General features: G+C 38.9%; 16 protein-coding genes. 4 read left to right on the top strand and 12 right to left on the bottom strand.

The annotated features are described in order from the left end of the window. Positions 1-18 precede the first annotated feature (18 nt). From ACYVM0_RS18275 to prfA, 6 genes are all read right to left on the bottom strand, one after another. Positions 19-492: a hypothetical protein gene (locus ACYVM0_RS18275; RefSeq protein ID WP_460559332.1), complete on the bottom strand. Its 474-nt coding sequence runs from the start codon at positions 490-492 to the stop codon at positions 19-21. 9 nt (positions 493-501) lie between these two features. Beyond that, on the bottom strand, positions 502-999 hold the full coding sequence (rpiB, locus tag ACYVM0_RS18270) for an RpiB/LacA/LacB family sugar-phosphate isomerase (RefSeq protein WP_460559330.1): 498 nt from the start codon (positions 997-999) through the stop codon (positions 502-504). 60 nt (positions 1000-1059) lie between these two features. Then, positions 1060-1950 (bottom strand): twin-arginine translocase subunit TatC, encoded by an 891-nt coding sequence (gene tatC / locus ACYVM0_RS18265; protein ID WP_460559328.1) that lies wholly within the window; start codon positions 1948-1950, stop codon positions 1060-1062. A 75-nt stretch (positions 1951-2025) separates the two neighbouring features. Continuing rightward, complete coding sequence (locus tag ACYVM0_RS18260) at positions 2026-5514, bottom strand: glycosyltransferase (protein ID WP_460559326.1); 3489 nt, start codon at positions 5512-5514, stop codon at positions 2026-2028. Positions 5515-5938: 424 nt separating this feature from the next. Further along, on the bottom strand, positions 5939-6559 hold the full coding sequence (locus ACYVM0_RS18255) for a hypothetical protein (RefSeq protein WP_460559324.1): 621 nt from the start codon (positions 6557-6559) through the stop codon (positions 5939-5941). Positions 6560-6638: 79 nt separating this feature from the next. Continuing rightward, positions 6639-7703, bottom strand: coding sequence for a peptide chain release factor 1 (prfA, locus tag ACYVM0_RS18250; RefSeq protein WP_460559322.1), 1065 nt, complete (start codon positions 7701-7703; stop codon positions 6639-6641). Positions 7704-7787: 84 nt separating this feature from the next. Between prfA and ACYVM0_RS18245 the strand changes: the two genes are divergently transcribed. Then, a complete protein-coding gene (locus ACYVM0_RS18245; RefSeq protein ID WP_460559320.1) occupies positions 7788-8972 on the top strand; it encodes an amidohydrolase family protein in 1185 nt (394 codons plus the stop codon). Between the two features lie 206 nt (positions 8973-9178). Here ACYVM0_RS18245 and recO read toward each other — a convergent pair whose 3' ends face one another. Next, positions 9179-9910, bottom strand: coding sequence for a DNA repair protein RecO (gene recO, locus ACYVM0_RS18240; protein WP_460559318.1), 732 nt, complete (start codon positions 9908-9910; stop codon positions 9179-9181). Positions 9911-10118: 208 nt separating this feature from the next. Here recO and ACYVM0_RS18235 point away from each other — a divergent pair, with 208 nt between their 5' ends. The 3 genes from ACYVM0_RS18235 to ACYVM0_RS18225 all read left to right on the top strand — a co-directional run bounded on the left by ACYVM0_RS18235 (position 10119) and on the right by ACYVM0_RS18225 (position 17455). Then, positions 10119-12500: an efflux RND transporter permease subunit gene (locus tag ACYVM0_RS18235; RefSeq protein WP_460559316.1), complete on the top strand. Its 2382-nt coding sequence runs from the start codon at positions 10119-10121 to the stop codon at positions 12498-12500. Positions 12501-12652: 152 nt separating this feature from the next. Next, the gene (locus ACYVM0_RS18230) at positions 12653-15799 is read left to right on the top strand and encodes a SusC/RagA family TonB-linked outer membrane protein (protein ID WP_460559315.1); all 3147 of its coding nucleotides are present in this window, start codon (positions 12653-12655) and stop codon (positions 15797-15799) included. A 42-nt stretch (positions 15800-15841) separates the two neighbouring features. Continuing rightward, positions 15842-17455 carry a RagB/SusD family nutrient uptake outer membrane protein gene (locus ACYVM0_RS18225; protein ID WP_460559313.1) on the top strand — a complete coding sequence of 538 codons (1614 nt, stop codon included), beginning with the start codon at positions 15842-15844 and terminating at the stop codon, positions 17453-17455. A gap of 188 nt (positions 17456-17643) precedes the next feature. On the opposite strand, the gene ACYVM0_RS18220 is transcribed toward ACYVM0_RS18225, so the two are convergent. The 5 genes from ACYVM0_RS18220 to ACYVM0_RS18200 form a co-directional block, all read right to left on the bottom strand. Next, positions 17644-18792, bottom strand: coding sequence for a redoxin domain-containing protein (locus ACYVM0_RS18220; RefSeq protein WP_460559311.1), 1149 nt, complete (start codon positions 18790-18792; stop codon positions 17644-17646). Positions 18793-18862: 70 nt separating this feature from the next. Continuing rightward, positions 18863-20308 (bottom strand): Asp-tRNA(Asn)/Glu-tRNA(Gln) amidotransferase subunit GatB, encoded by a 1446-nt coding sequence (gene gatB / locus ACYVM0_RS18215; RefSeq protein ID WP_460559309.1) that lies wholly within the window; start codon positions 20306-20308, stop codon positions 18863-18865. 76 nt (positions 20309-20384) lie between these two features. Continuing rightward, on the bottom strand, positions 20385-21500 hold the full coding sequence (locus ACYVM0_RS18210; protein ID WP_460559307.1) for a Do family serine endopeptidase: 1116 nt from the start codon (positions 21498-21500) through the stop codon (positions 20385-20387). 152 nt (positions 21501-21652) lie between these two features. Next, entirely contained in the window at positions 21653-22189 is a 537-nt protein-coding gene (locus tag ACYVM0_RS18205; protein WP_460559305.1) for a GNAT family N-acetyltransferase, read from the bottom strand. 23 nt (positions 22190-22212) lie between these two features. Next, positions 22213-23232, bottom strand: a complete 1020-nt coding sequence (locus tag ACYVM0_RS18200; RefSeq protein WP_460559303.1) for a tetratricopeptide repeat protein — start codon at positions 23230-23232, stop codon at positions 22213-22215. Between the last annotated feature and the right edge of the window lie 68 nt (positions 23233-23300).

The raw sequence follows: 23300 nt of genomic DNA, 5'->3' as shown, positions 1-23300 counted from the left end.
ATAAAAAATGATAAATGGTTAAATGCTTTTAGGAGAAGTGATGACGTAAAGCAGTTCTTTAAGGCTTTCCAGGTCTTGCTGGCTGAAATTATCTTTATCTTTTCGCAACGCAAATTCAGCTTTTCTTTTGATGTAAAAATTAATCTCACGCACTTCATCTTTGCCGGTTGACGAAATAGCTACTTTTAATTCTGAAAAAGCAAACCGCTCTTGCATTTGTCCCTGGTGGAAGTTGTAATAATTTACCTGTAAAATTTTTTTGCCGGTATCGATAATTATTTCATTGATTGAATCTCTGGAAATGGAAAACAACTGCAACGCTTCTGTTATTAAAAGAAAATAGAAATGAAAATTATCTTTAACGAGTTTGCTTTCGGAGAAAAATAATTGCAGTATAAGGAGCAATGCTATCGGCCAGAGTAATTGATAGGCTCTTCTTTTTAATATTGTAATAAAATGATGCGGTTGCAGGCTTTGAAAAGTATAAGGCATATAGCTGATTTAGCATGCTATCTTATCCACCCTGTTGGCATGCCTGCCTCCTTCAAACGCCGTATTCATAAAGGTATCCAGCATTTTTTCTGCATCGCCGTCGCGTACAAATCGGGCAGGGATACAAATGATATTAGCATCATTATGTTTGCGGGCCAGTTCGGCCAGTTCTTCGCCCCAGCAAATAGCAGCTCTGATACCCTGGTGTTTGTTTGCTGTTATGGCAACACCATTGGCACTGCCACAAAGTAAGATACCAAATGCCGCTTCGCCTTTTTCAACAGCACTGGCTACAGGGTGTGCAAAATCAGGATAATCAACGGAGTCTTTATTATAAGTGCCAAAATCTTTAAATACAATACCTTCTCCCTCTAAAAACGAGATCAGGTCTTCTTTGCAATCAAATCCTGCATGATCGCATCCTATAGCAACGGGTAGTTTTAAATTAAAGGGAGACATAAATAATGGATAATTGATAATGAATAATGCTACTGTAAAATTAAACATTATTAAGTTGAAAATCGTACGCTAATTATCAATTGTTAATTATTACATTAGTCATTGTTTTTAGCTCCATTCTTTTTCTTCTTTCGCTTTTTGGCGATCAACCCTGGACACCAGTAAAATACTGATCCAGTAAAGCAGCAATAAAGGCAATGCCACAATGATCTGGCTGGTCATATCAGGCGAAGGCGTAATGATAGCAGCCACCAGTAAGATAATTACAAAAGCATACTTGGAGTATTTTTTTAAGAAACCGGCGGATATTAACCCGATTTTAGCCAGTACAAATGCTAAAATGGGTAATTCAAAAGCAATACCACAGCCGAGTATTAAATTAGTAAGGCTATCAATATAATCATTAAGTGTAGGGGCATATTTAATATTGCCGCCGGTACCAAGATCAAAAGTGGCTAAAAAGTTAAAAGTAAAAGGCGCTAATAAATAATATCCAAAAGCAGCGCCTGCAAAAAAACAGAGGGATACCCACAAGATACTTCCCCTGGCATATTTTTTTTCTTTGGTAGACAAGGCAGGCTTTACAAAACGCCATAACTCCCAAAAGATGTAGGGAAAGGCAATAATAACACCACCTACCATTGCAATATTTAAAGCAGAAGAAAAAGTACCGTTAACTTCCATGATCTGGAAATTAATTTTTACCGGGGGCATACATAAGCCATCACCTAAGCCAAGCCAGTGACCAAACCTGCATAAGGCTCCATAAGTAATAAATGTATCGCTGGACGGAGCAATGATAATATTGTCGTACACCCAGTTCCTGAAAACAAAAATAGCAATGGCAGCGGTTAGCCAAACAATTACCGAACGCATGATATGCCAGCGTAATGCCTCCAGGTGATCCATAAAGGTCATCTCGGTTTGCTCTGTATCGGCAGCAGGCCCCTTACGGAGCCGCTTAAAAAAATTCTTCCTGTCTGAGTTTTCTGTAGCCAATGGTATAAAAATTTGCCCGTTCAGATGAAATCCTTTTTGAACAGGGATGGCAAAGGTAAAGCACTAAGCTGTAATTTAAGCAGCAGGTACCTGTTTTACATTTCCGGTGCGTTTTAAAACGCCCCAACCCTGTAATTCTCCTTTAATTGCCTTGTTAAATGATTTGATTAAAATATAATACATCAGCTGACGGTAGATCAGCCGCTGTGGTATCATCCAGAGTAATTTTTTATAATCCTCTTTTTCAAATGCAAAGGCCAATGCTGCACCCGCAATATCCACTACTGAAAAAATAAGGTAGTAAAAAATGATATGACTTAAACTTGCCGGAATGATACCAAAACCTGCTGCGATCAAACTCAGCACTAAAATAAGGTCTGCCAAAGGTGCTAAAAAAGGCAGTATCATTTGAAATACAAGAATATTTGGCAATGCCACCATACCAAAGTTTTTGTATTTGGTATTGAAAACAGCATCACGGTGTTTCCAGAAACATTGTATAACGCCAAAGCTCCACCTGAAACGCTGCTTCATAAATTGCTTCATGGTTTCCGGCGCTTCGGTGTAAGAGATAGCTTCGTTGCAATTTCTTACCAGGTAATTGTTACGGTGCAGGCGCATGGTAAGGTCACAATCTTCGGCTAAAGTATCGGTAGTAAACCCCCCGGCTTTAATGATAGCTTCTTTTTTAAAAGCACCAATAGCACCCGGCACCACAGTAATGCAATTCAACAAATCAAACGCACGCCTGTCGAAGTTTTGAGAGGTAATATATTCAATACTTTGCCAGCGGGTGATCATATTTATTTCATTGCCCACTTTTACGTTGCCTGCTACAGCGCCAACATTTTCATGGGTAAATTTTTTCATTAGTTGTGCAACGGCATCCGCTTTTAATTGTGTATCAGCATCAATGCAAACAACATATTCAGTATCGGCCAGGTTAATGCCATAATTTAATGCAGATGCTTTTCCTCCATTGGGTTTGGTATGTACCTGCACATTAGCCACACCTGCAAAATTTTCGCTTACAATTTTATAAGTGCTGTCTTTGCTGCCATCATCTACAAAAATAATTTGCAGGCCGGGATAAGTTTGTTGTAACAGGTTGCTTACCGTTCTTACCGCATTTATTTCTTCGTTATAGGCTGGTACAATAATGGACACTTTTGGAAAATGCGTTTGGCCAATGACAGGTATAATGGCAGCATTATCCTTGTTTTCTTTTTTTCTTTGAAAAGATGCAAGCACTGCCATTGCCACCATGCGGAAAATAGATAACACAATACCAAGAATAAATAAAGAGAATAAAAGATTGCTACCCCAGTAAGTGCCCTGGGCAATAATAAAATTTAGTTTATTGGTAAAAGAGGAAGGAACTTTTGGCATTACATCATCTTTGGTTTTGCCCATTAGATCGGCTACCGTAGTAAACTTGCAACCTTTCTTTTGAAAGTAATCAATGATTCTTGGTAATGCTTTTACTGTTTCTGCTCTTGTTTCGCCACCGGCATCGTGTAATAAAATGATATTTGCATGTCTTTCTTCTGCCTGCCTTATAGTTCGGGCTACAATGCTGTCAGCTTTTACGCCAACTTCCCAATCTTCCGGGTCAATGCTTTCGCCAACTGTTATGTAATTATCTTTTTTACTTCTTGCCAAAGGTTCAATTTCTTCAAAGGTCTGCGGTTCACTATCAGCGTTATAAGGCGCCCTGAATAAAATGGTAGACCTCCCGGTAATGGTTTCAATTAACAAACGGGTTAATCTTAACTCTACTTCTGCCCGTTCCGGACTCATCTTTGCAATATTGCCATGAGTAAAAGTGTGGTTGCCAATTTCAAAACCGTCTTTGTTGATGCGTTGTAAAAGCGGAATATTTTTTTCTCCCTGCAACCCCACAATAAAAAATGTAGCAGGAATTTTTCTGCTTTCCAGGATGTCTAAAATTTTAGGTGTCCATGTAGGGTCAGGTCCATCATCAAAAGTGAGTATGAGCTTATGACCAGGGCCAATTTCGGAAGTATCTTCTGCAAATTTTCTATAAACATAGCCAGATGGAAGTTGAACATAATTCTGCTCGGCAACTAATTGTTCGGTACTATCAATTTGCAGATCAATTTTTCCTTCCTGTGGAGAGAACAAAAAATCCAGTAATTCACCACCACCGTCACCATCGTTTATAGCAGTAGGTTTACCATTATTCTTGTATGCTACAGTAGAAAGTAAATTAAAATTAAAAGGATTGAGTTGTAAAGCATCATTACTTAAATCCCTGTTGTAGTACGTCCACATACGGGTATCTTCTCCTCCCATACGCCACAAGGCCGTACCTGCTGTTGCGTACTCATCGCTAAAGCGGAGAATGTTAAAGGTTGTAGCAGCATCAGTAAACCAAACTTCGTGTTTAAATTTTTCAATTGTGCCATCTTCATTTTTTACTTCTTTGGTATAACTGTAATGTAAATTATAGCTGTCATTATCATAATCTACAACGGCGTTTACATTTTTTGCATTATCAATTGCTGTTGCATAGGTAATATCATCTACTTCTTCTACTTTGCCCTCTTCGTTAAGTGTCCAATCGTAACCATATCCTGCAATACCTAAAATAATTTTTTCACTTTCAATTTTTGCAGCTGTCCAGTCAATAGCTTCCTCAATCCATTTTTGTGCACTAATCGGGCCAGGCGGGCTGCCATTATTAAACTGATCGTAAGCCATCAGTATTATATAATCATTGTAATCAGATAGCTTTTCGTAATCATAGTCGTCATTTTTTACTGCTACATCCATTGTAACTGTTAAGCCTAGAGGATGCAGTGCTTCATACAATTCTTTTTGAAACTGAGTAAGTGGTTCATTTGTTTTTTCAATCAATTCCTCAAAATCAATATTAATGCCCTGTAGTTTATAAAAGCTTAACGTATCAACCAATTGCTTAATGATAAATTTCCTTTTATTGCTATCGTTTAAAATTACATGCAACAACTTTCCGTCAAAATCAGGATTTTTAACCCTGGAATGGAAATTATTGAAAATCGGCATTATTCTCAGCTGCTTCTTTTTCATTATAGCAAGGCCGGCACTATCAATTCTTGTTTGAAGTTTATAAGTAAGTGTATCAATAAAAAACCATTCCGGAAAAATTGTATTTAAATTATCTCCATATCGTTCAAGATCCGGTGCTGATGCATTTTGATTCCACGGGGTATAAAAAGCAGCTCTTATGTAAGGATTTTTATTAGCAGTATCTGCATAAAATTGCTTGTTGATCTTTAAAGAATCTTCCTGTGTTTTCTTTGCTAAAAAATCTTTGAAACCCTTATATTTTTTATTCTGGCTGTGCGCAAAAGTTAGGGGCTTAGAAGGATCTAAAGTATTGGCATATTCTTTTGATTGCTGATCGTAATTTAATTGAGAAGGGATGGCTGCTCTTACCAGCGCTATTACAACTACGGCCATTAAAAAAAGAAAAACCATTAAAATGATCCGGGCGGTCCATTTTACTTTTTTCCAGCGGGAGGGGCTATTGGTTTGAAATATCTGCGATTGCATACTCATAGTGCTGCAAAAATATCTTAATTAAAGATAGTGCGCCGTTAAACATTAGCAAAGGCATTTGATGTTTTTTCGGGCAGTAGTACAAAAGAGAAGCCCCTGTAGAAACAGGGGCCGTTTACCAAAACTAACTGCTTATGAGAAATTTTTAAATATTTTGTTGTTGTGTGTTCTATTTATAAGTACGCAAATCAGGTGCCAAAGGTTTCAGTGTCAGTGTTAAGAGTTTCTTAATACCCGAACAGCTTTGTTTTACTTATCCTGATAACGAAAAAAAGAACTGTTTATTTCTTAAAAAACAAGCTTTAAAACTTTTGTTTAAAAATTGCTTCTTGTAATATCAGACACAAAGTTATTTATTTGGTTTAATCAAAATAAAAAAGCGCCCTGTTTACAGGACGCTTTAACAATATCTTAATCTTTGCCACTATTTCATAAATCCTTTGATCATATCCATCAAACCGCCACCACCGCCGGCTTGTGCCTGTTGCGCCTGCTGGGCTCCACCTGTTACTTTGCTGATAATATCGCTTAATTCAACTTTGCCATCCCCGTCGGTATCTAAACCACCGCCACCGGTAAATTTACTTACCAGGCCACCTAAATCAAATCCGCCGCCACCAGCTTGCTGGGCACCTCCACCAGTGAGGGAGCCAATGATGCTATTGATGTTAAAGCCGTTATCATTCGGATTATTGGTACGGCTGATTAAATTACTCAATACACCTGGTATTAAACTCGATGCAATGCCGCTTGCCTGGTTGCTTTCAATACCATGATCGTTGGTAAGCTTATTGGTAAAATTACTGATGATATTACTTACGATAGGATTGTTTAACAAGCTGCTGCCCCCGTTGGCCCCGCCACCACCAAATAACGATAATACATTTTGTAAGCCGCCACCAGCTAAGGTTCCCTGCAACTCTTCTGCTACAGAATGCGTGGCTGATGCGATAACCGCGTTGTTCTGTTCGTTGGGAATAACAGGATTATTGATCACCGATTCCTGTGCATTGCCTTTTACGAGGTTGAATAATTCTTCTAACATAGTATAATGTTTTTGTTGTTGATAGATAATTTCCGCAATGAAGATAGCAGAAATTATAAAATAGTTGCAAGCGTAAATATTAATTCTGGGTTGCTAATTTCTCGGCATTTTCCGCAAACTGCAAAGCATCTAAAAACTCCTGTATTTCGCCGTTTAAAACATTATCCAGGTTATAAACAGTAAGGCCAATTCTATGATCGGTAACCCTGCCCTGCGGAAAGTTGTAGGTGCGTATTTTAGCACTTCTGTCACCCGTACTTACCAGGCTTTTGCGCAGGTGAGAAATAGCTTCTTCTGCTTTTCTTACTTCTTCATCGTACAGTTTTGTACGCAGCATTTCCATGGCTTTTAGTTTGTTGCCCAATTGCGACCTGTCCGTTTGGCACATTACCACAATACCGGTTGGCTTATGCGTAAGAAAAACCTTGGTTTCTACCTTGTTTACATTCTGACCACCGGCACCCCCGCTTCGGGCAGTTTCCATTTTTACATCACTTTCCTTCAATTCAAAATCCACTTCTTCTGCTTCAGGCATTATAGCCACAGTTACCGCACTGGTATGCACACGGCCCTGGCTTTCAGTATTAGGCACACGTTGTACCCGGTGTACACCACTTTCAAATTTTAAAGTGCCATATACATCATCACCCACTACTTCAATCTGCACCTCTTTGTAGCCCCCCACAGTGCCTTCACTTTCGCTCAATAAAGCTGTTTTCCAACCTTTCTTTTCAAAATATTTTAAATACATCCTCAGCAGGTCCCCTGCAAAAAGTGATGCTTCATCACCACCCGTTCCGGCACGTATTTCCAGGATGGCATTTTTTTCATCAAAAGGATCTTTAGGTATCAGCATCTGGCGTAAAGTGGCTTCCAGCTGCGTTTTCTTTTCTTCCAGCGCAGGCAGTTCCAGCTTAGCCAGCTCACGCATTTCGGCGTCATCGCTTTTTAAAACTTCTTTATTAAATTCAATATCGTCCAGCAGCTTTACATATTCGTTACGGCCGTTTACAATCTTTTCCAGGCTGCGGTACTCTTTACTGATGGCAGCATATTTTTTATTATCACTTACAATTTCGGGATTGGTAAGCGAAACGCCCAGATTATCGAACCTTCCTTTTATGGCATCTAATTTATCTAACATACTTTTGTCCCGCTAAAAGGGGAGTTTATTTTTTGTGATCAACTTTTCGCTGGCGGCAAATTTACAATTTATCAACCAATCATTTTGTATAGAAAATTTACAGGCGATAATATTTTTACCGGGCTGCAAATACTGCCCGAAGGCCATGTTTTAATTACCGACCCAACCGGCGTGGTGGATGGTATTGTTGCTGTAGCAGATGCAGGCGATGATATTGAAGTTTTGAATGGTATCATAAGCCCCGGTTTTATAAATGCCCATTGCCACCTGGAATTATCGCATTTAAAAGGCCTGATACCTGAAAAGACCGGCCTGGTGGAGTTTGTTTTTAAGATCATTACCGAAAGGCATTTTGCAGAAGAACAGATAGTAGCAGCTATTGCAACTGCCGAAGATGAAATGCTGCAAAATGGCATCGTTGCTGTAGGGGATATCTGCAATAATGCATTAACCATCCCTCAAAAGAAAAAGGGGAGGCTGCACTACCATAATTTTATCGAGGTAAGCGGCTTTGTACCGGCGTTTGCAAATGAAAGATTTACAAGAGCAGAAGCTATCTTAAGCGAATTCCTGTCAGGTGTCAACTATCTGCCATCAACACTTTCTCCGCATGCGCCCTATTCTGTGTCGTCGCAATTATTTGAGTTGATCAATACCGCTACTGCCAATAACCTGGTTACCATACACAACCAGGAAACCTTAGCAGAAGAAGAATTCATAAAAGATAAAACCGGCGATTTTTTAAAATTGTACCAAAAGATGGGTATAGACATTGCCTTCTTTACACCTGTGGGCAAAAGCAGTTTGCAAAGCTGGTATCCGCGGCTCAATAAAAATCAATCCACTATACTTGTACATAACGTTACAACAACTAAAGATGATATCGGTTTTATAAAACTATCAGCTGCCGACCATCAACGATCAACTTTTTTTTGCCTTTGTCCCAATGCCAATCTCTACATCACCAACTCATTACCCGATGTAAACATGCTGGCAGAAGAACAATGCAATATTGTTTTAGGTACCGACAGTCTTGCTTCCAATTATCAATTAAGTATACTGGAAGAGATAAAAACATTGCGACGCAATTTTGCAGGTTTAAAACTGGAAACCATGCTGCAATGGGCCACCATCAATGGAGCTAAAGCCCTGCAAATGGATAAACGCCTGGGCAGTTTTGAAAAAGGAAAAAAGCCCGGGGTGGTGTTGATTGAAGGGGCAGAAAATCTGCAGCTTACTGATACTACTTCATCCAAAAGGATTTTGTAATCAGCCCGAAGATTACGCCGATATCGTAGTTAAAATACAGTGTTTTCTCCGGCTGTGTCATTTGCGATACCTGTGGGCCATTTTCAGGTTACTGATACTACTTCATCCAAAAGAATTTTGTAATCAGCCCGCGGATTATGCTGATATCGCAGTTAAAATACAGTGTTTTCTCCGGCTGCGTCATTTGCGATATCTGTGGGCCATTTTTACAACACTTCATGCAATACCATCAGGGTTTTCATTTGCCCAAACTCGGGAATGTGCAGGGCATAATAATCATGAAAGTGTAATAGCAATTGCCGCCTTAAAATATGATTCAGGTTAAACTCTTCCAGCTCGTAAGGTTGCATAACTTTTAATAGTTGCGACGTAAGTGCAGCCTTTTCGCCCTCAATAAAATGCGGGTGTACCGGCTGGTGATCAATAAACATGCCTTCCTGCAGATCTAAAAAGCAATGCTCACTGTCAAAATCATCTGCCATCCTGAAGCCGAAAAAGTGAGTGAGGTGCAATGCAAAAAACAAAGGAAAATTAGCCGCTACTTTTTTACTGCAGCTATCTAATTGCAACAAAGCGGCTTCGCAAAAATGAAACAGATCAGCATTGGTTTCAGGCTGCTTTAAACATTTCTGCAGCAGTTCCACCATATAAGAGGCAATGCTGTTTTTGATCACATCGGTTAGTACTGTATCGAATAAAACTGCCCAGCCAAATTCCTTAATGCGTTGCATGGGCTTGTTTTCGCTGTGGTATACCACCAGGTCTAAAATTGCGGCGGGCTGAAAATAATTGGCCTTTGCAGAAGCTTTTTTAGCGGTACGTACACCATTTACCATATAGGTTTGCACACCAAAAAGTTCGGTAAAAATGGTAACCACCAAACTGGTTTCGCCATATTTGATGGTGCGTAATACGATGCCTTTTGTTTTATGTGTCATGCTCCTGACCCCTAAAAGGGAACCTGATTTTATAGCTTAATTTGAAAACGCAAGGTACATAAGTTTCAAAGCAGCGGCGTACAAGAGTTTTATAATACAGATTAAATGGGTTTTCTTTGCACATCATAAATCTGCAATCGTAAATCTAAAATCGAAATGGGTTTTCTTTGCACCATCATAAATTTAAAATCATAAATCCAAAATCGAAATGTGGCAACGTTTAGGAAGTTTTGTAATCAAGAACAGGCTAGTGCTATTAATTGTATTATTTGCGGCTACCGGCGTGATGGGCTTTTTTGCAAGCCAGGTAAAACTAAGTTATGAGTTTGCAAGAGCTATACCGGTAGATAATCCCAAATACAGGGATTACAAGGATTTTCAGCAACGATTTGGTGATGATGGCAATGTGCTGGTGATGGGTGTTAAAACAGACAACTTTTTTAAGCCTGATGTTTTTGCGGCATACTATAAATTACACAAACAATTAAGAAAAGTAGAATATGTAGAAGAAGTATTGAGCGTTCCTGCAGCCATTGGCCTGGTAAAAGATACGCTTACAGATAAACTGGTACCTGCAAAAATATTTTCGGACTCCGTAATTGAAAAAGGCTTGCTGGATTCAGCAAAAAATACTTTCCTTAATTTATCTTTCTATAAATCAAAACTGTACAATCCTGATGCACATGCTTATTTAATGGCAGTAAGGATAAATAAAACAGCACTGAACTCCGCTAAACGTACAAAAATTGTGGGGGATATTACTGCAGCGGTTAAAGCGTTTGAAACCGAAACAAAAATTGAAACCCATTTAAGCGGATTGCCATTGATAAGAACGGTGGTTGGAGACAGGATAAAAAAAGAAATGAGCTTTTTCTTAATTGGCTCATTGGTTTTAAGTGCATTGATATTGCTGATCTTCTTCCGTTCTATAAGTACCACGTTACTTTCTTTGCTGGTGGTATTGTTTGGCGTGGTGTGGAGTTTAGGCGTATTGCAGTTGTGTTGGTATAAGATCAGTTTGCTGACCGCATTAATTCCACCGCTGGTAGTGGTTATCGGCATACCCAATTGTATCTATTTCATCAATAAATACCACACTTCTTATTTAAAAAGTAAAGATAAGAACGGTGCGCTGGTTGACATGGTTAGCAAAATGGGGGTGGTTACATTGTTCTGTAATATTACCGCAGCTACTGGTTTTGCCGTTTTTGCACTTACCAAAAGCGCCATTTTAAATGAGTTTGGTGTGGTGGCAGGCATCAGTATCATGGTAATATTTTTGGTGTCTTTTATATTATTACCATCGGTATTAAGTTATTTACCGGCACCTAATGCAGCGCAAACCAAATACTTAAATAACCGCTGGCTCACTTCTTTTTTATTAAGAATAGAAACCTGGGTAATGCACCACAAAAAATTTGTTTATGGTATAACAATCGTAGTACTTATTTTTTCAGTGATCGGTATTTTAAAAATAAAAAGTGTTGCCTACATTGTTGATGACCTGCCTAAGACCGATAAAATTTACACCGACCTTAAATTTTTTGAGACCAATTTTAAAGGGGTAATGCCATTGGAAATTGTGCTGGATACCAAAAAATCAAAAGGCATTTTAAAATCAACTGTTGATATTAATAAAATTGCGTTCTTCCAGGATTCATTTTTGGCAAAGCAAAATAATATAGCCAAACCACTTTCGGTTATTGACGGCATAAAATTTACTTACCAGGCTATAAGTGAAGGCCAGGGCGATTCTACGTATACATTGCCGGCTTTTGGCAGCCCGTTAAAAGACCTGCATGATAAGTTGCGCCAGATAAATGTGCGTAAAGAAAATAACGAAATGACTACCGCAGATTCCGCTACATTGAAGATGGTGGGTTCATTTATCGATTCTACAGAGCAATACTTACGCATCAGCATGAGTATGGAAGATATTGGTACCGCTGCATTGCCACCTGTAGTTGATTCTATAAAGCGCAACGCCAACAGGATATTAAATGGTATTGATAGTGTGGATATAAAAGATACAGCAAACACCACTTACAATGTTACAGTAACCGGTACCAGTTCAACTTTTTTAGAAGGCAGCCGCTTTATTGTAAATGGTTTAAAGGAAAGTGTTTTCTGGGCATTTATTCTCATCTCTTTCTGTATGCTGTACCTGTTTAAATCGGCCCGGATTTTATTATGTTCTTTAATACCCAACCTTATTCCTTTAGTGATAACGGCGGGTGTAATGGGTTGGGCCGGGGTGCCGCTGAAACCCTCTACAGTACTGGTTTTTAGCGTGGCACTGGGTATTGCTATTGATATAACCATCAGGTTTTTAGTAAATTATAAACAGGAGCTGCCGGTGTATAATAACGACGTTAATGCTACAGTAAGCGCCACTATAAAAAATACCGGTTTAAGCATTGTGTATACATCCCTTGTATTAATAGCCGGCTTTGTTATTTTTTGTTTCAGTGGTTTTGGCGGCACCAAAGCCTTGGGCTGGCTTACATCTGTTACATTATTTGTGGCCACATTAACGAACCTTATTTTATTACCGGTGTTACTACTTCTTGTAGGATCTAAAAAAAAGTGATATAAGAACTCAACTCCCAAAACTAAAAAAACACTTTAAAATAGTAACTAATAAGGTAGAAAAGCAGCTAAAAGGGCAACAAACTTGTCCCTGCATATGAATATTACAATAATTGTGAATTATCTTTGTTATAACATTAAACTAATAAGCAAATGAGAAAATTGATCTTAACCCTGTCGGGTGCATTACTGCTTTGGATGAATGCCTCCGCACAGAACCGTCCGGTAACAGGAACGGTTACCAATGAAAAAAATGCTCCTTTGGAGGGAGTGACCGTCGTTTCCCCAGACGGTAAATTTGGTTCACAAACAGATAAAGATGGTAAATTCAGCCTGTCTTTACCAGCAACGGTAAAGACACTGGTTTTTTCTGTTATCAATTACCAGACTGTTACACGTAGTGTAAAAACAGTAATGAACGTAACCATGAGCTTAACCGACACCAAGCTTGAAGAAGTAGTGGTGGTAGGTTATGGTACACAACAAAAGAAAGCCTTTACAGGTTCGGCTTCAAAAATTGATGCAAAAGAGTTTTCTACACTTATGACTCCATCAATTGATAAGCAATTGGCTGGCAGGGCACCTGGTGTTCAGGTAACTACTTCAGGGGGGTTGGCTAACACGCCTGCTGTAATCAGGATCAGGGGTATCCAGTCAATTACAGGTAATAATAACCCGTTAATTGTTTTGGATGGAACGCCTATTATCACCGGTAATTTAGCAGGTGCTACCAACTCCAATGCATTGGGAGATATCAACCCCGCAGACATCGAATCAATCGATGTATTAAAAGACGGGTCTGCCACAGCAATTTATGGATCAAGAGCTGCTGCTGGCGTAATTCTTATCACTACTAAAAAAGGTTCAAAAAGTAAATCAAAAGTTACTTATGATGGAATTGCAGGTTACAGCAATCCACTTAAAAAATTCGATCTTCTGAATGCATCTGAATTTGTAACCATTGCCAACGAAAAACTGACCAATGCAGGTTTGGCTGCTAGGGCTGGCGTTAATACTGCGGCTCAATCTTATAATACAGATTGGCAGGACCTGGTGATGAATAAAAATGCTTCCAACCAAAGCCATACCATTGCATTACAGTCAGGCAGTGATAAAACTACTTTCTATTTTTCAGCTAACTACAACGATCAGAAAGGTATTGTAATCAGCAATTATAATAAAGCATACAGGATCCGTTTAAATGTGGATCACGAATTGAACAAGTTTGTAAAATTGGGTAATAACTTATCTGTAAGCCGTCAGCAGGATGGAGACCAGAATAACGGTTCTAACGCATTGGGTGGTGCTATTGCTTCATCTTTACGTTTATTGCCTAACGTTTCGCCGTTCTTATCTACAGGATGGGATGGTTACAATATTACTTATAGCCCCACAGGTACAAGCACCAACTCTATGTTTGTCGGTCCTAACTCACAAAGTGTGGATGATAACTTCTTCAATGTGTTGTACACAATGAAAAAGAATAAACTGTATTCGGATAAATATAGGATCATCGATAACGCTTATATAGAAATTTCTCCATTAAAAGGTTTAAAATTCCGTAGCCAGGTAGGCATGGATATGTTTAATGATTACAGTTATACCGGTCAGAATGTTTTTCATGGTGATGGTTATAGTGTAGGTACATCAAGCAATTCGGATTTTAATATCCTGAGGCTAGTATGGTCAAACGTTTTGAATTATAACAAAACCTATAAAGGACATAGTGTTTATTTGACAGCCGGTAATGAAATTCAAACCGAAACAGCTAAATCATTATCTGCAAATGGCGGATCATTAACTGATCCTTTCTTTATTGCTGAAAATTATATCACTAACTCGGGTACCAATAATACTATTAGTGGTACCTATGATGTAAGAAACGGATTTTTATCTTATTTCGGCAGGATCAATTATGACTTTAAGAACAAATACTTTTTACAGGCAAGTATCAGAAGGGATGGACAGAGTTCATTGGCTCCGGGTCATAAATATGGTTCTTTCCCCGGCTTCTCTGTGGGTTGGAGACCATCTGAAGAAAAATTCTGGAACAAACGTTTAGTAAATGAATTGAAGATCAAGGCTTCTTATGCAAAAGTGGGAAATACGCTAACCGGATATCCTTACTTAACTAATTTTGGTGCCCGCAATTACGGAAACCTGGGAGGGTTGGCCCCCATAGGTGTAGGAAACCCTGATTTGCAATGGGAAACCAGTGCAAAATATGATGTAGGTTTTGATTTAGGTATACTGAAAGACAGAATTACTTTTACAGCAGATTATTTCTTGAACGATGTTGATAATTTAGTATTGGATGTGCCGCAACCCTTAAGTGCAGGTATTCCAGGTTCTCCTGATTTAAATGGTGGTACTATTTCTCAAAACATAGGAAAGTTACAGAACAAGGGTATTGAATTAGGTTTAAATTTTGGCATTATCAGAACCAAAGATTTTTCATGGGATCTAAATGTGAATTATTCTAACGTTCAAAATGAGATCAAATCTTTATACCCTGTTGGTGGTGTTCCTGTGACACAAATTCCTAATGGTAACTATAATGTTATCCAGGTAGGTGATCCGATCAATATACTTTGGGGCTACCGTTCTGCAGGTGTCAATACTGCTAACGGAAACCCAATGTTCTATAAAGCAGATGGTTCCTTGATACAGCTTAACCTTTCAAGAATTACTGGTTTTACTGTGGGTAGTTTTTATACTGCAACAGACAAGAACAACGGTGCTTTAGGTACAGCTGCAACATTAACCGCGGCGGATAAAGTAAAACTTGGTACCTCTACACCAACTTATTATGGTGCATTTACCAATACATTTAACTACAAAGGATTGGAATTAGAAGTGATGTTCCGTTATTCAGGCGGTAATAAAATCATGAACTATACAAGGCAGGAAGTTATCTTCAACCAGAGTTTCCAGAACAATGGTAAAGAAATCTTAACCAGGTGGACTACACCAGGCCAGGAAACAGAAGTGCCTAAATTGTATTACGGACAGGCAGCTAACATAAACCAAACTGCCAGTGCCAGTTCAAGATTTGTTGAAAAAGGTGATTATATCAGGTTACAGAATTTATCTATCAGTTATACATTTAAAAATGCCAGCTTAGAAAGAGTTACCAATGGCTATGTAAAATCAGCAAGATTCTTTGTACAAGGCCAGAACCTTGCGGTTTGGTCAAAATACAAAGGTGCAGATCCTGACAATATCAGCACACTTGGTATAGATGCAGCAGTATCACCACAGGTACGTAATCTTTCTATGGGTGTTTCTTTAGGTTTTTAATGTATACTATAAACTCAATAATCATATTAAATGAATACAGTTATGAATAAAATAAAAATGGGATTAATACTGTTTCTTCCTTTACTTTTTAGTTGTAAAAAGGTATTAGATACAGCACCCTACAGCTCATTAACAGATGCCAGTGTATTTACCACTGCATCAAAATGTGCCCTTGCATTAAACGGAGTTTATGATGCGGCACAGGGAGATTACTATGTAACGGGCACCACTGAAAACAGGGGTTATCCATTTGGGGCAGCCAATATTTACCAGTCAGATTCCCGTGGCGAAGACCTGGTGAATATCCAGGCGTTTTTACAAATCACTTACCAGGGTACTTACAATTCTACTTCTGCCAACTGTGTGGCTATGTGGAAAGGTTTGTACGAATTAATTAATAAAGCCAATGTGTCAATTGCAGGTTTCAGAACAGCTGGCGCCGGTGGTGTAATCAGTCCTACAACTGCATTACAATATGAGGCAGAATGTCGTTTCTTAAGAGCAATGGCACACCACGAAGGGTTATTAATGTTTGCAAAACCTTATGCGGATGGTGCTGGTTCAGCTTTGGGTATTCCATGGAGAGATTTTCCGATTAATACTACTGCCGCTGTATCATCTATTCTTACCAGTCCACGTATGAGTGTTGCAGGTGTTTACACAAACATTTTAGCTGATCTTGATTTTGCAGAAGCTAACTTACCAGCATCTATTGCTGTAACCGGTTTTACTGGTCCTATCAGTTTCAGGGCCACCAAAGCTGCTGCAATAGCATTGAAGATGAGAATTAAATTGCATAAAGGTGATTGGGCAGGAGTGATTACAGAAGGCGCAAAAATTGTACCTGCTGTTGTTACCCCGGCTAACCCTGTTGGTACAGTATCTCCAATTGGGTCTTACGCATTAACTGCTTCACCTGATGGACCTTTTATCAACAACAATTCTCTTGAAAGTATATTCTCTATCAAAAATGACCCGGTAGATGCTCCAAGTACTAATGGTGGTTTATCAAGATTATTGGGTTCAGCAAGTTTGAACGGAAGGGGATTGGTTTCGATTTCTCCGATCATTTACAATAACGCCGGCTGGTTATGTGATGACAAACGCAGAAGTCTTTTAACAGTAGCGGGCACAAACAGTGCAGGTACGCAAAGTATATTTACAACAAAGTACAGGGATTATGCAACTTACGGCGACTATGCCCCGCAGATCCGTTATGCAGAAGTATTGCTGACATTAGCGGAAGCTGAAGCAAGAAATACTCCTGCTGTTGTTTCTTCACGTGCAGTTGATCTGTTAAATGTAGTTAGAAACAGGTCTTTAGCAACACCTGCAACACAGCAATATACTGTTGCCAGTTTTGCAACCTCAGTTGATTTGATTAAAGCAATTTTATTGGAAAGAAGGATTGAGCTTTTAGCTGAAGGAAGACGTTGGGGTGATATTAGCCGTTTAGCAGTTGATGCTAATTTTACAACAGGTGGTATTCCTGCCAAAGCATTAAACGGTACCGTTGGTTTAGCTACTTTTGTTTGCGGTGCAGGATACACACCAGGACAAACAGCAATACCTTATAGCGATTACCGTTTCCTGTGGCCGATTCCTGCTTCAGAAGTGGTTTCTAATCCTATAGTAGTGCAGAATCCTGGTTATTAATAAGAACGACTACAATAAATAAATAAGAAAAAAAAGAGGCTGTCTCAATAAGTGAGACAGCCTCTTTTTTTTTGCGGATGCTTTTAAAAGTATTAAAGGGATGTGTATGTATAATAAGAAACCGCCTGCAAGTAAAACTGAGGCGGTTAATTTTTTAGTATAAATACTTTTATCGGCTGGTATTGTTTTTACTTCAACACTTCTTTTAATTTATTTATTAAATCTTCCCCTCTTAAACTATTGCCGATGATTTTGCCCTGCGGATCAACCAGCACATTATAAGGAATGCCATCAAAACCGTATAAAGCAACAGCGGCGCTGCTCCAGTATTTTAAATCACTGATATGATTCCAGGTTAAACCATCATCCTGAATGGCTTTTAACCAGGCTGCTTTATCCTTATCCAGCGATACACCCAGCACAGTAAAATTTTTATCCTTAAACTGGTTGTATGCTGCAACTACATTGGGGTTTTCCCGACGGCAGGGACCACACCAGCTTGCCCAGAAATCAACCAGCACATATTTTCCTCTCAGCTGGCTTAATGAAAATGGTTTATCATTCACATCATTCATGGTTATTTCCGGGGCCATACTTCCGGTGAGGGTGGCAGCCTGTTGCGACTTTAATTGTTGCTGTTGTTGTGCCTGCAATTGTTGTTTGGCAAGATTAGTAACCGTAATGATGCCGTTGTGATTAGAGAAACGTTGTGCCAGTTTTTGTAAAGGCAGCTGAAATTTTTCTAACTCAACGGGAGCAGCGGTAGTGGTGAATAATGCTAATGCAGGGCTTTTTACAGTATCTGCATATTGAAAACAAAATTTTGCCATGGCTTCCTTCGTCATATTGAAACTGGTTTCAGCGGCTACACACAAACTGTCTTCAGGCTTAACACCACTTTGTTTCAGCTGATTTAATGTAGCGGATGTTTCCTGTAACTTTTTACCCAGGCTATCGTTAATGGTAAGAAAGTTTTTTAATGAACTATTGGCAGGAGTTGCAAAACTGGGGCCCTGCAATGTAATATTATTCAGGTCGGCAGTAAAATTAATACTGCTCTTGTCATTTATAAACAAGAAGCCCTTGCTCAATTTTTCAAACCTGATGCGGTAGATCCCTTCTTCTGCAGCAATGCCATTAAGTGTAAATTTTCCGTCTTTTACATCAGCTGTATCAATCACCTCCGGATCTTTCTGGCTATACAGTTCTTCCAGATATATTTTTTGGTCCGGCGCATTTTTTACCTGGCCGTTCACAGTAAACTTTCCCTTTTCGCTTTCATTAGAGCAGGAAAACAAAATGACAGATAAGGATAATAAAGAGAGTATTTTTTTCATGTTGTTATTTTCAATTTATGATTGCGTAACCGGAGTGCGTTAACTTTTTCGGGATGATCCACCCTGTTGCCTATCCAAGTTTTTCGCTTAATAATTTATTCACCAACTGCATATCTGCTTTTCCCTTACTCAGTTTTTTTACTTCGCCTGCAAATAAGCCGATCAATCCTTTTTTGCCGCTTTTGTATTCTTTTACTTTATCGGGCATTTTAGCAATGGTTTCATCCACCCAGGCCTCAATAGAGCCACTGTCACTTTCCTGTAAAAGATTTAAAGTGGTCGCTATTTCCAGGGCTTCCTTTTGAGGGGCGGCAACCAGGGCATTAAATATTTTTGTAGCAGCATTACTGAAATTCACTTTGCCTTCATCTACCAATTGTATCATCGCTGCAATTCTTTCTGCAGGTACAATAAAATCTTTAATATCGATTGCATGATCGTTTAAATAACTTTTTATTGGCCCTAATAAAAAGTTTGCTGCAGCTTTATAATTTGCGGTATGTTTTATTATAGCTTCAAAATAACCAACCGTTTCTTTATCACTGCAAATTACGCCGGCATCATAAGCAGGCAGGTGCAGCACGTCCTGGTATTTTTTTTCCAGGGTTTCCGGTAAAGCAGGGATGCTGTCTTTGATCTGCTGTAAAAAATCATCGGCAATAAAAAACGGCGTAAGGTCCGGCTCAGGAAAGTAACGGTAATCATCTGCTTCTTCTTTACTGCGCAATGAAAAAGTAGTATTATTATCCGCATCAAAACTTCTTGTTTCCTGTATGATTTTGTTACCGCTTTCTGTAATTTCTATAAGCCTTGCCACTTCAATTTCAATGGCTTTTTTTACGTTGCGTATACTGTTTAAATTTTTTACCTCTACTCTTGTACCCAGTTTGGTTTCACCTTTTAAACGGATAGAGATATTGGCGTCGCAACGCATGCTGCCTTCTTCCATATTGCCATCACATATCTCCAGCCAGCGCACTAATTTTCTTAATTCGGTGATGTAAGCAAAAGCTTCTTCGCTGCTATGTAAATCGGGTTCGCTTACAATTTCCAGCAAACAAACACCGGCCCGGTTTAAATCGATAGACGTATAATTGTCATCCACATCATGCAAACTTTTACCGGCATCTTCTTCAATATGAATGCGGTTCAACAAAATATTTCTTTCGCCTTCGGCAGTTTTAATGGGCACGTATCCATTTTTACAAATGGGAGTAGTGTGCTGGCTAACCTGGTAACCTTTAGGCAGATCGGGATAAAAATAATTTTTGCGGGCAAAATAATTATGCTGTTCAATATCGCAATGCAGGGCAAGGCCAAGTTTGATAGCATATTCAATGGCTTTGCGGTTCATCCTGGGCAATGTACCGGGATGTGCTAATGTTACAGGACTGATATGTGTATTTGCTTCTCCGCCAAAAGCCGCACTATCGCCACAAAATAATTTGCTTTTTGTAAGTAACTGAGCATGTACCTCAAGGCCAATTACCACCTGGTATTTATCATTATTTTTCACGGGGCAAAGGTAAGCAAAAAGGCGTCAGACGGATTCAAACCGTCGTGACGCCTTTTTACACTTGTTTTACTATGGCTTATAAGTTAGCAGTCTTTAATTTCTTTGGAATTTTAATATCAAAACTCATTTCACTGCCATTACGCCTGGCTTTAATGTTATAAGTTGATTTCTCTGCGTTTTCCATCAACTGCTCCCTTGCATCATCAGTATTGGTAACTTTTTTGCCACCAATTTCTGTAACCACATCGTCTTTTTTAAGCCCGGCTTTTTCAGCAGGAGATTCTTTATCGATATCCAATATTTTTACGCCATCACCTTCTTCAGTATCCTGGATTTTTAAGCCTAATTTTTGCTGGCGTGGAAACATGCCAAATCCGTTCACTTTAAGATCACCCAAACCGGCTATATCTCCTCCGTTATCCCATCTTGGCATTCTCTGAACATAAGGAGCGCCTTGTACACGGGGTATGGAAAAAGAACGTGTCTGTCCGCCAGGCCCACTAAAAGAATAAGCCATTGTGCCGGATGAATTATTTTCTCCTAAAACGGCTTTGGTTGATTTTTCTTTGCCTTCTCTTTTATAATAAACTGTTACCTCATCTTTTGGCTTAAAGGAAGTTACAACCTCTGATAATGATTCAGGATCTTCTACTTTTTTATCGTTGATCTTTGTAATGATATCACCTTCTTTCAATCCTGCTTTTTCAGCGGCACTTTCTTTAGTTACATTTGTTATAGCAGCACCTTCAGATTTTTTATCATCATTTCCATCATTGGTAGCCTCGGTGGTTACGCCTAAAAAGGCACCTTTTTTACCAGAGAAGAACGAGGTTGAAGGATGGCCCTGTACGGCTATATCCAGGTCATCAGGAAAAGCAAAACTGTTATAACCATCCCAGATCCTGATGCCTCTTTTATTAATGGTGATATCACCATCTTTAAATTCGCTCAGGGGTTTACCATTAATGGTTACTTTATCGCCTTTAATTTCTACGGTAATTTTAGTGTCCTTGTCACCTTTTTTACGGATAACGATTTCCTGGGTTTCTTTCCTTTCTTTTTTTTCTGCCTTTTCTTTCTGCTCTTTTACTTCTGCTTTTTCTTTTTGCTCTGCTTTTTCATCTTGTGCCGATGCAGTATGGGTAATTGTGGTAAATCCTATTACAGCAGCAATCAGTAATAACTTCTTCATGACTTGATTTATTTTATGTACGAAATGTTTAGTAGGTCAAATGTAGCCCAATTTTTTGAATTACGAAATTCTTCGCAGATAAATTTTTGGCTTTAACATTTTTTTTGTTTTTGCCCGCAGATATCGCCGATGTCGCAGAAAAACTGATTTTATTATATCGGCGTAATTTGCGATATCTGCGGGGGCGTATTTGAAAGCATAAATGTTTTTACGGGGCAATCATCTATCACTTCTTCTTTTATGAATTGAAGTCCTACTTTTTCCAGTATCCTTAAAGAGGCGGTGTTTTCAATATGGGCACGGCCAACGATGGTTTTTAAATGCAGTTGATTAAAGCCATAATCCATGGTGTGTTTTGCAGCTTCAAATGCATAACCCTTGCCCCAGTATTCTTGCATCAGCCTGTAGCCAAGGTCAATTTCATCAGTGTCTGCTAAATATTTTAAACCACACCAGCCAATAAACTCGTTGCTGGTTTTTAAATGTATGGCCCAGCGGCCCAGGTTATTTTTATATTGGGGTAAGATGATATTTTGTAAAACATGCAGGGCCTGTTCTTCCGTTTCCAGTAAAGGCTCGTGTAAATATTTTAATACTTCAGGATCACTGTTAAGTTGTAATAATAATCCGGTATCTGCTTCTGTAAAGCGGCGCAGGATGAGGCGTGGGGTTTCAAATACGGTGTACATTACGCAAAAGTATTCGCAAGTTTTTACTCTGCCAATTGCTTTTTCTTCCTGTTTTTGAAAAAAAGAAATAAAATTAATAAAGCAATAGCACTGATACCAACACCAATGAACATTGTTTTTCTTCTTTCTTTTTCCTTTCTTCTTTCTTCCTGTTCTTTAAAATAATTAAATCCTTTTTCAACCACTGACGATGCCACCTGTACAGGATCATCTTTTACAATTTGTACAATGGGGTCTAGGTAATAATTATTTAAAACCGGGATTACTTCGTGGTATTTTTTAAAATAGGGAACAAGTGCATCCCTTTTTTGCGCAAGTTGTAAAATGTTTTTTCTGTCGTAATCCATACCAATGTCATACATCAGGTAAGCGGCTTTAAGGGAAATGCTATCTGCCAGGTAATCACCAAACTCCTGCAACACTTTTGCCATCATGATGTTGGGAGCCGGTGTAAACGGAATTCTTTCTTCCAGCTGATAAGTTAATTCATCTGCAACAGCAGATGAAGGCCTTTTAATTGCTGCAAGATTCAAAATGTTTTGCGCTGCTACTTTATCTTCCGGTATTTTTTTAAGCTTGAACTCTAGAATTTTTATGTGAAACCATTCACTCCCTTCATGCGAATCGGGATTAATGCCAACCGATTTTTTTATCAGTTGCAGGGCTTCTTCATTTTTTCCCTGTAGTTCGTACAAAGTACCCAGGTTAACGTTGATGCTGTAATTGCCGGGATATTGTTTTTGCAGTTCCAGCAGCATTTTTTCAGCTTCTTCTAACCTGCCCAGTTTAATATATTGTACGGCAATATCATTTTTAATAGTGCGGATATCATCTGTTGTATTAGAGGTTTTTGATAGTAAGGGTTCCAGCACTTTTAGCTTGTCTTGAATCTCCCCGGTATTCTGCCCTTTGTAAAACGTTAACCCACGCAATGTAAAGGCATCAATAGTTTTTTTACCGGTTTTTGTTATATGTTCTTCATTTAAACATGCATACAATGAACAGTTGAATACAGAAAGAAGCACGAGGAGAATGTATTTCATACCTTATATATTTTATGTAAATGGAAGCTCCGGCTTCCATTCTTTTCGGGCCGCAAGCTGGAGCTTCC

The sequence above is a fragment of the Ferruginibacter profundus genome, from assembly GCF_054783275.1.
This window is presented reverse-complemented; position numbering and strand designations above follow the sequence as displayed.

Excerpts from the sequence above, each read along its gene's own strand:
- ACYVM0_RS18275 (WP_460559332.1), bottom strand. The coding sequence starts at position 492 with ATGCCTTATACTTTTCAAAGCCTGCAACCGCATCATTTTATTACAATA.
- rpiB (WP_460559330.1), bottom strand. The coding sequence starts at position 999 with ATGTTTAATTTTACAGTAGCATTATTCATTATCAATTATCCATTATTT.
- ACYVM0_RS18260 (WP_460559326.1), bottom strand. The coding sequence starts at position 5,514 with ATGAGTATGCAATCGCAGATATTTCAAACCAATAGCCCCTCCCGCTGG.
- ACYVM0_RS18255 (WP_460559324.1), bottom strand. The coding sequence starts at position 6,559 with ATGTTAGAAGAATTATTCAACCTCGTAAAAGGCAATGCACAGGAATCG.
- prfA (WP_460559322.1), bottom strand. The coding sequence starts at position 7,703 with ATGTTAGATAAATTAGATGCCATAAAAGGAAGGTTCGATAATCTGGGC.
- recO (WP_460559318.1), bottom strand. The coding sequence starts at position 9,910 with ATGACACATAAAACAAAAGGCATCGTATTACGCACCATCAAATATGGC.
- ACYVM0_RS18235 (WP_460559316.1), top strand. The coding sequence starts at position 10,119 with ATGTGGCAACGTTTAGGAAGTTTTGTAATCAAGAACAGGCTAGTGCTA.
- ACYVM0_RS18230 (WP_460559315.1), top strand. The coding sequence starts at position 12,653 with ATGAGAAAATTGATCTTAACCCTGTCGGGTGCATTACTGCTTTGGATG.
- ACYVM0_RS18225 (WP_460559313.1), top strand. The coding sequence starts at position 15,842 with ATGAATAAAATAAAAATGGGATTAATACTGTTTCTTCCTTTACTTTTT.
- ACYVM0_RS18220 (WP_460559311.1), bottom strand. The coding sequence starts at position 18,792 with ATGAAAAAAATACTCTCTTTATTATCCTTATCTGTCATTTTGTTTTCC.
- ACYVM0_RS18210 (WP_460559307.1), bottom strand. The coding sequence starts at position 21,500 with ATGAAGAAGTTATTACTGATTGCTGCTGTAATAGGATTTACCACAATT.
- ACYVM0_RS18205 (WP_460559305.1), bottom strand. The coding sequence starts at position 22,189 with ATGTACACCGTATTTGAAACCCCACGCCTCATCCTGCGCCGCTTTACA.
- ACYVM0_RS18200 (WP_460559303.1), bottom strand. The coding sequence starts at position 23,232 with ATGAAATACATTCTCCTCGTGCTTCTTTCTGTATTCAACTGTTCATTG.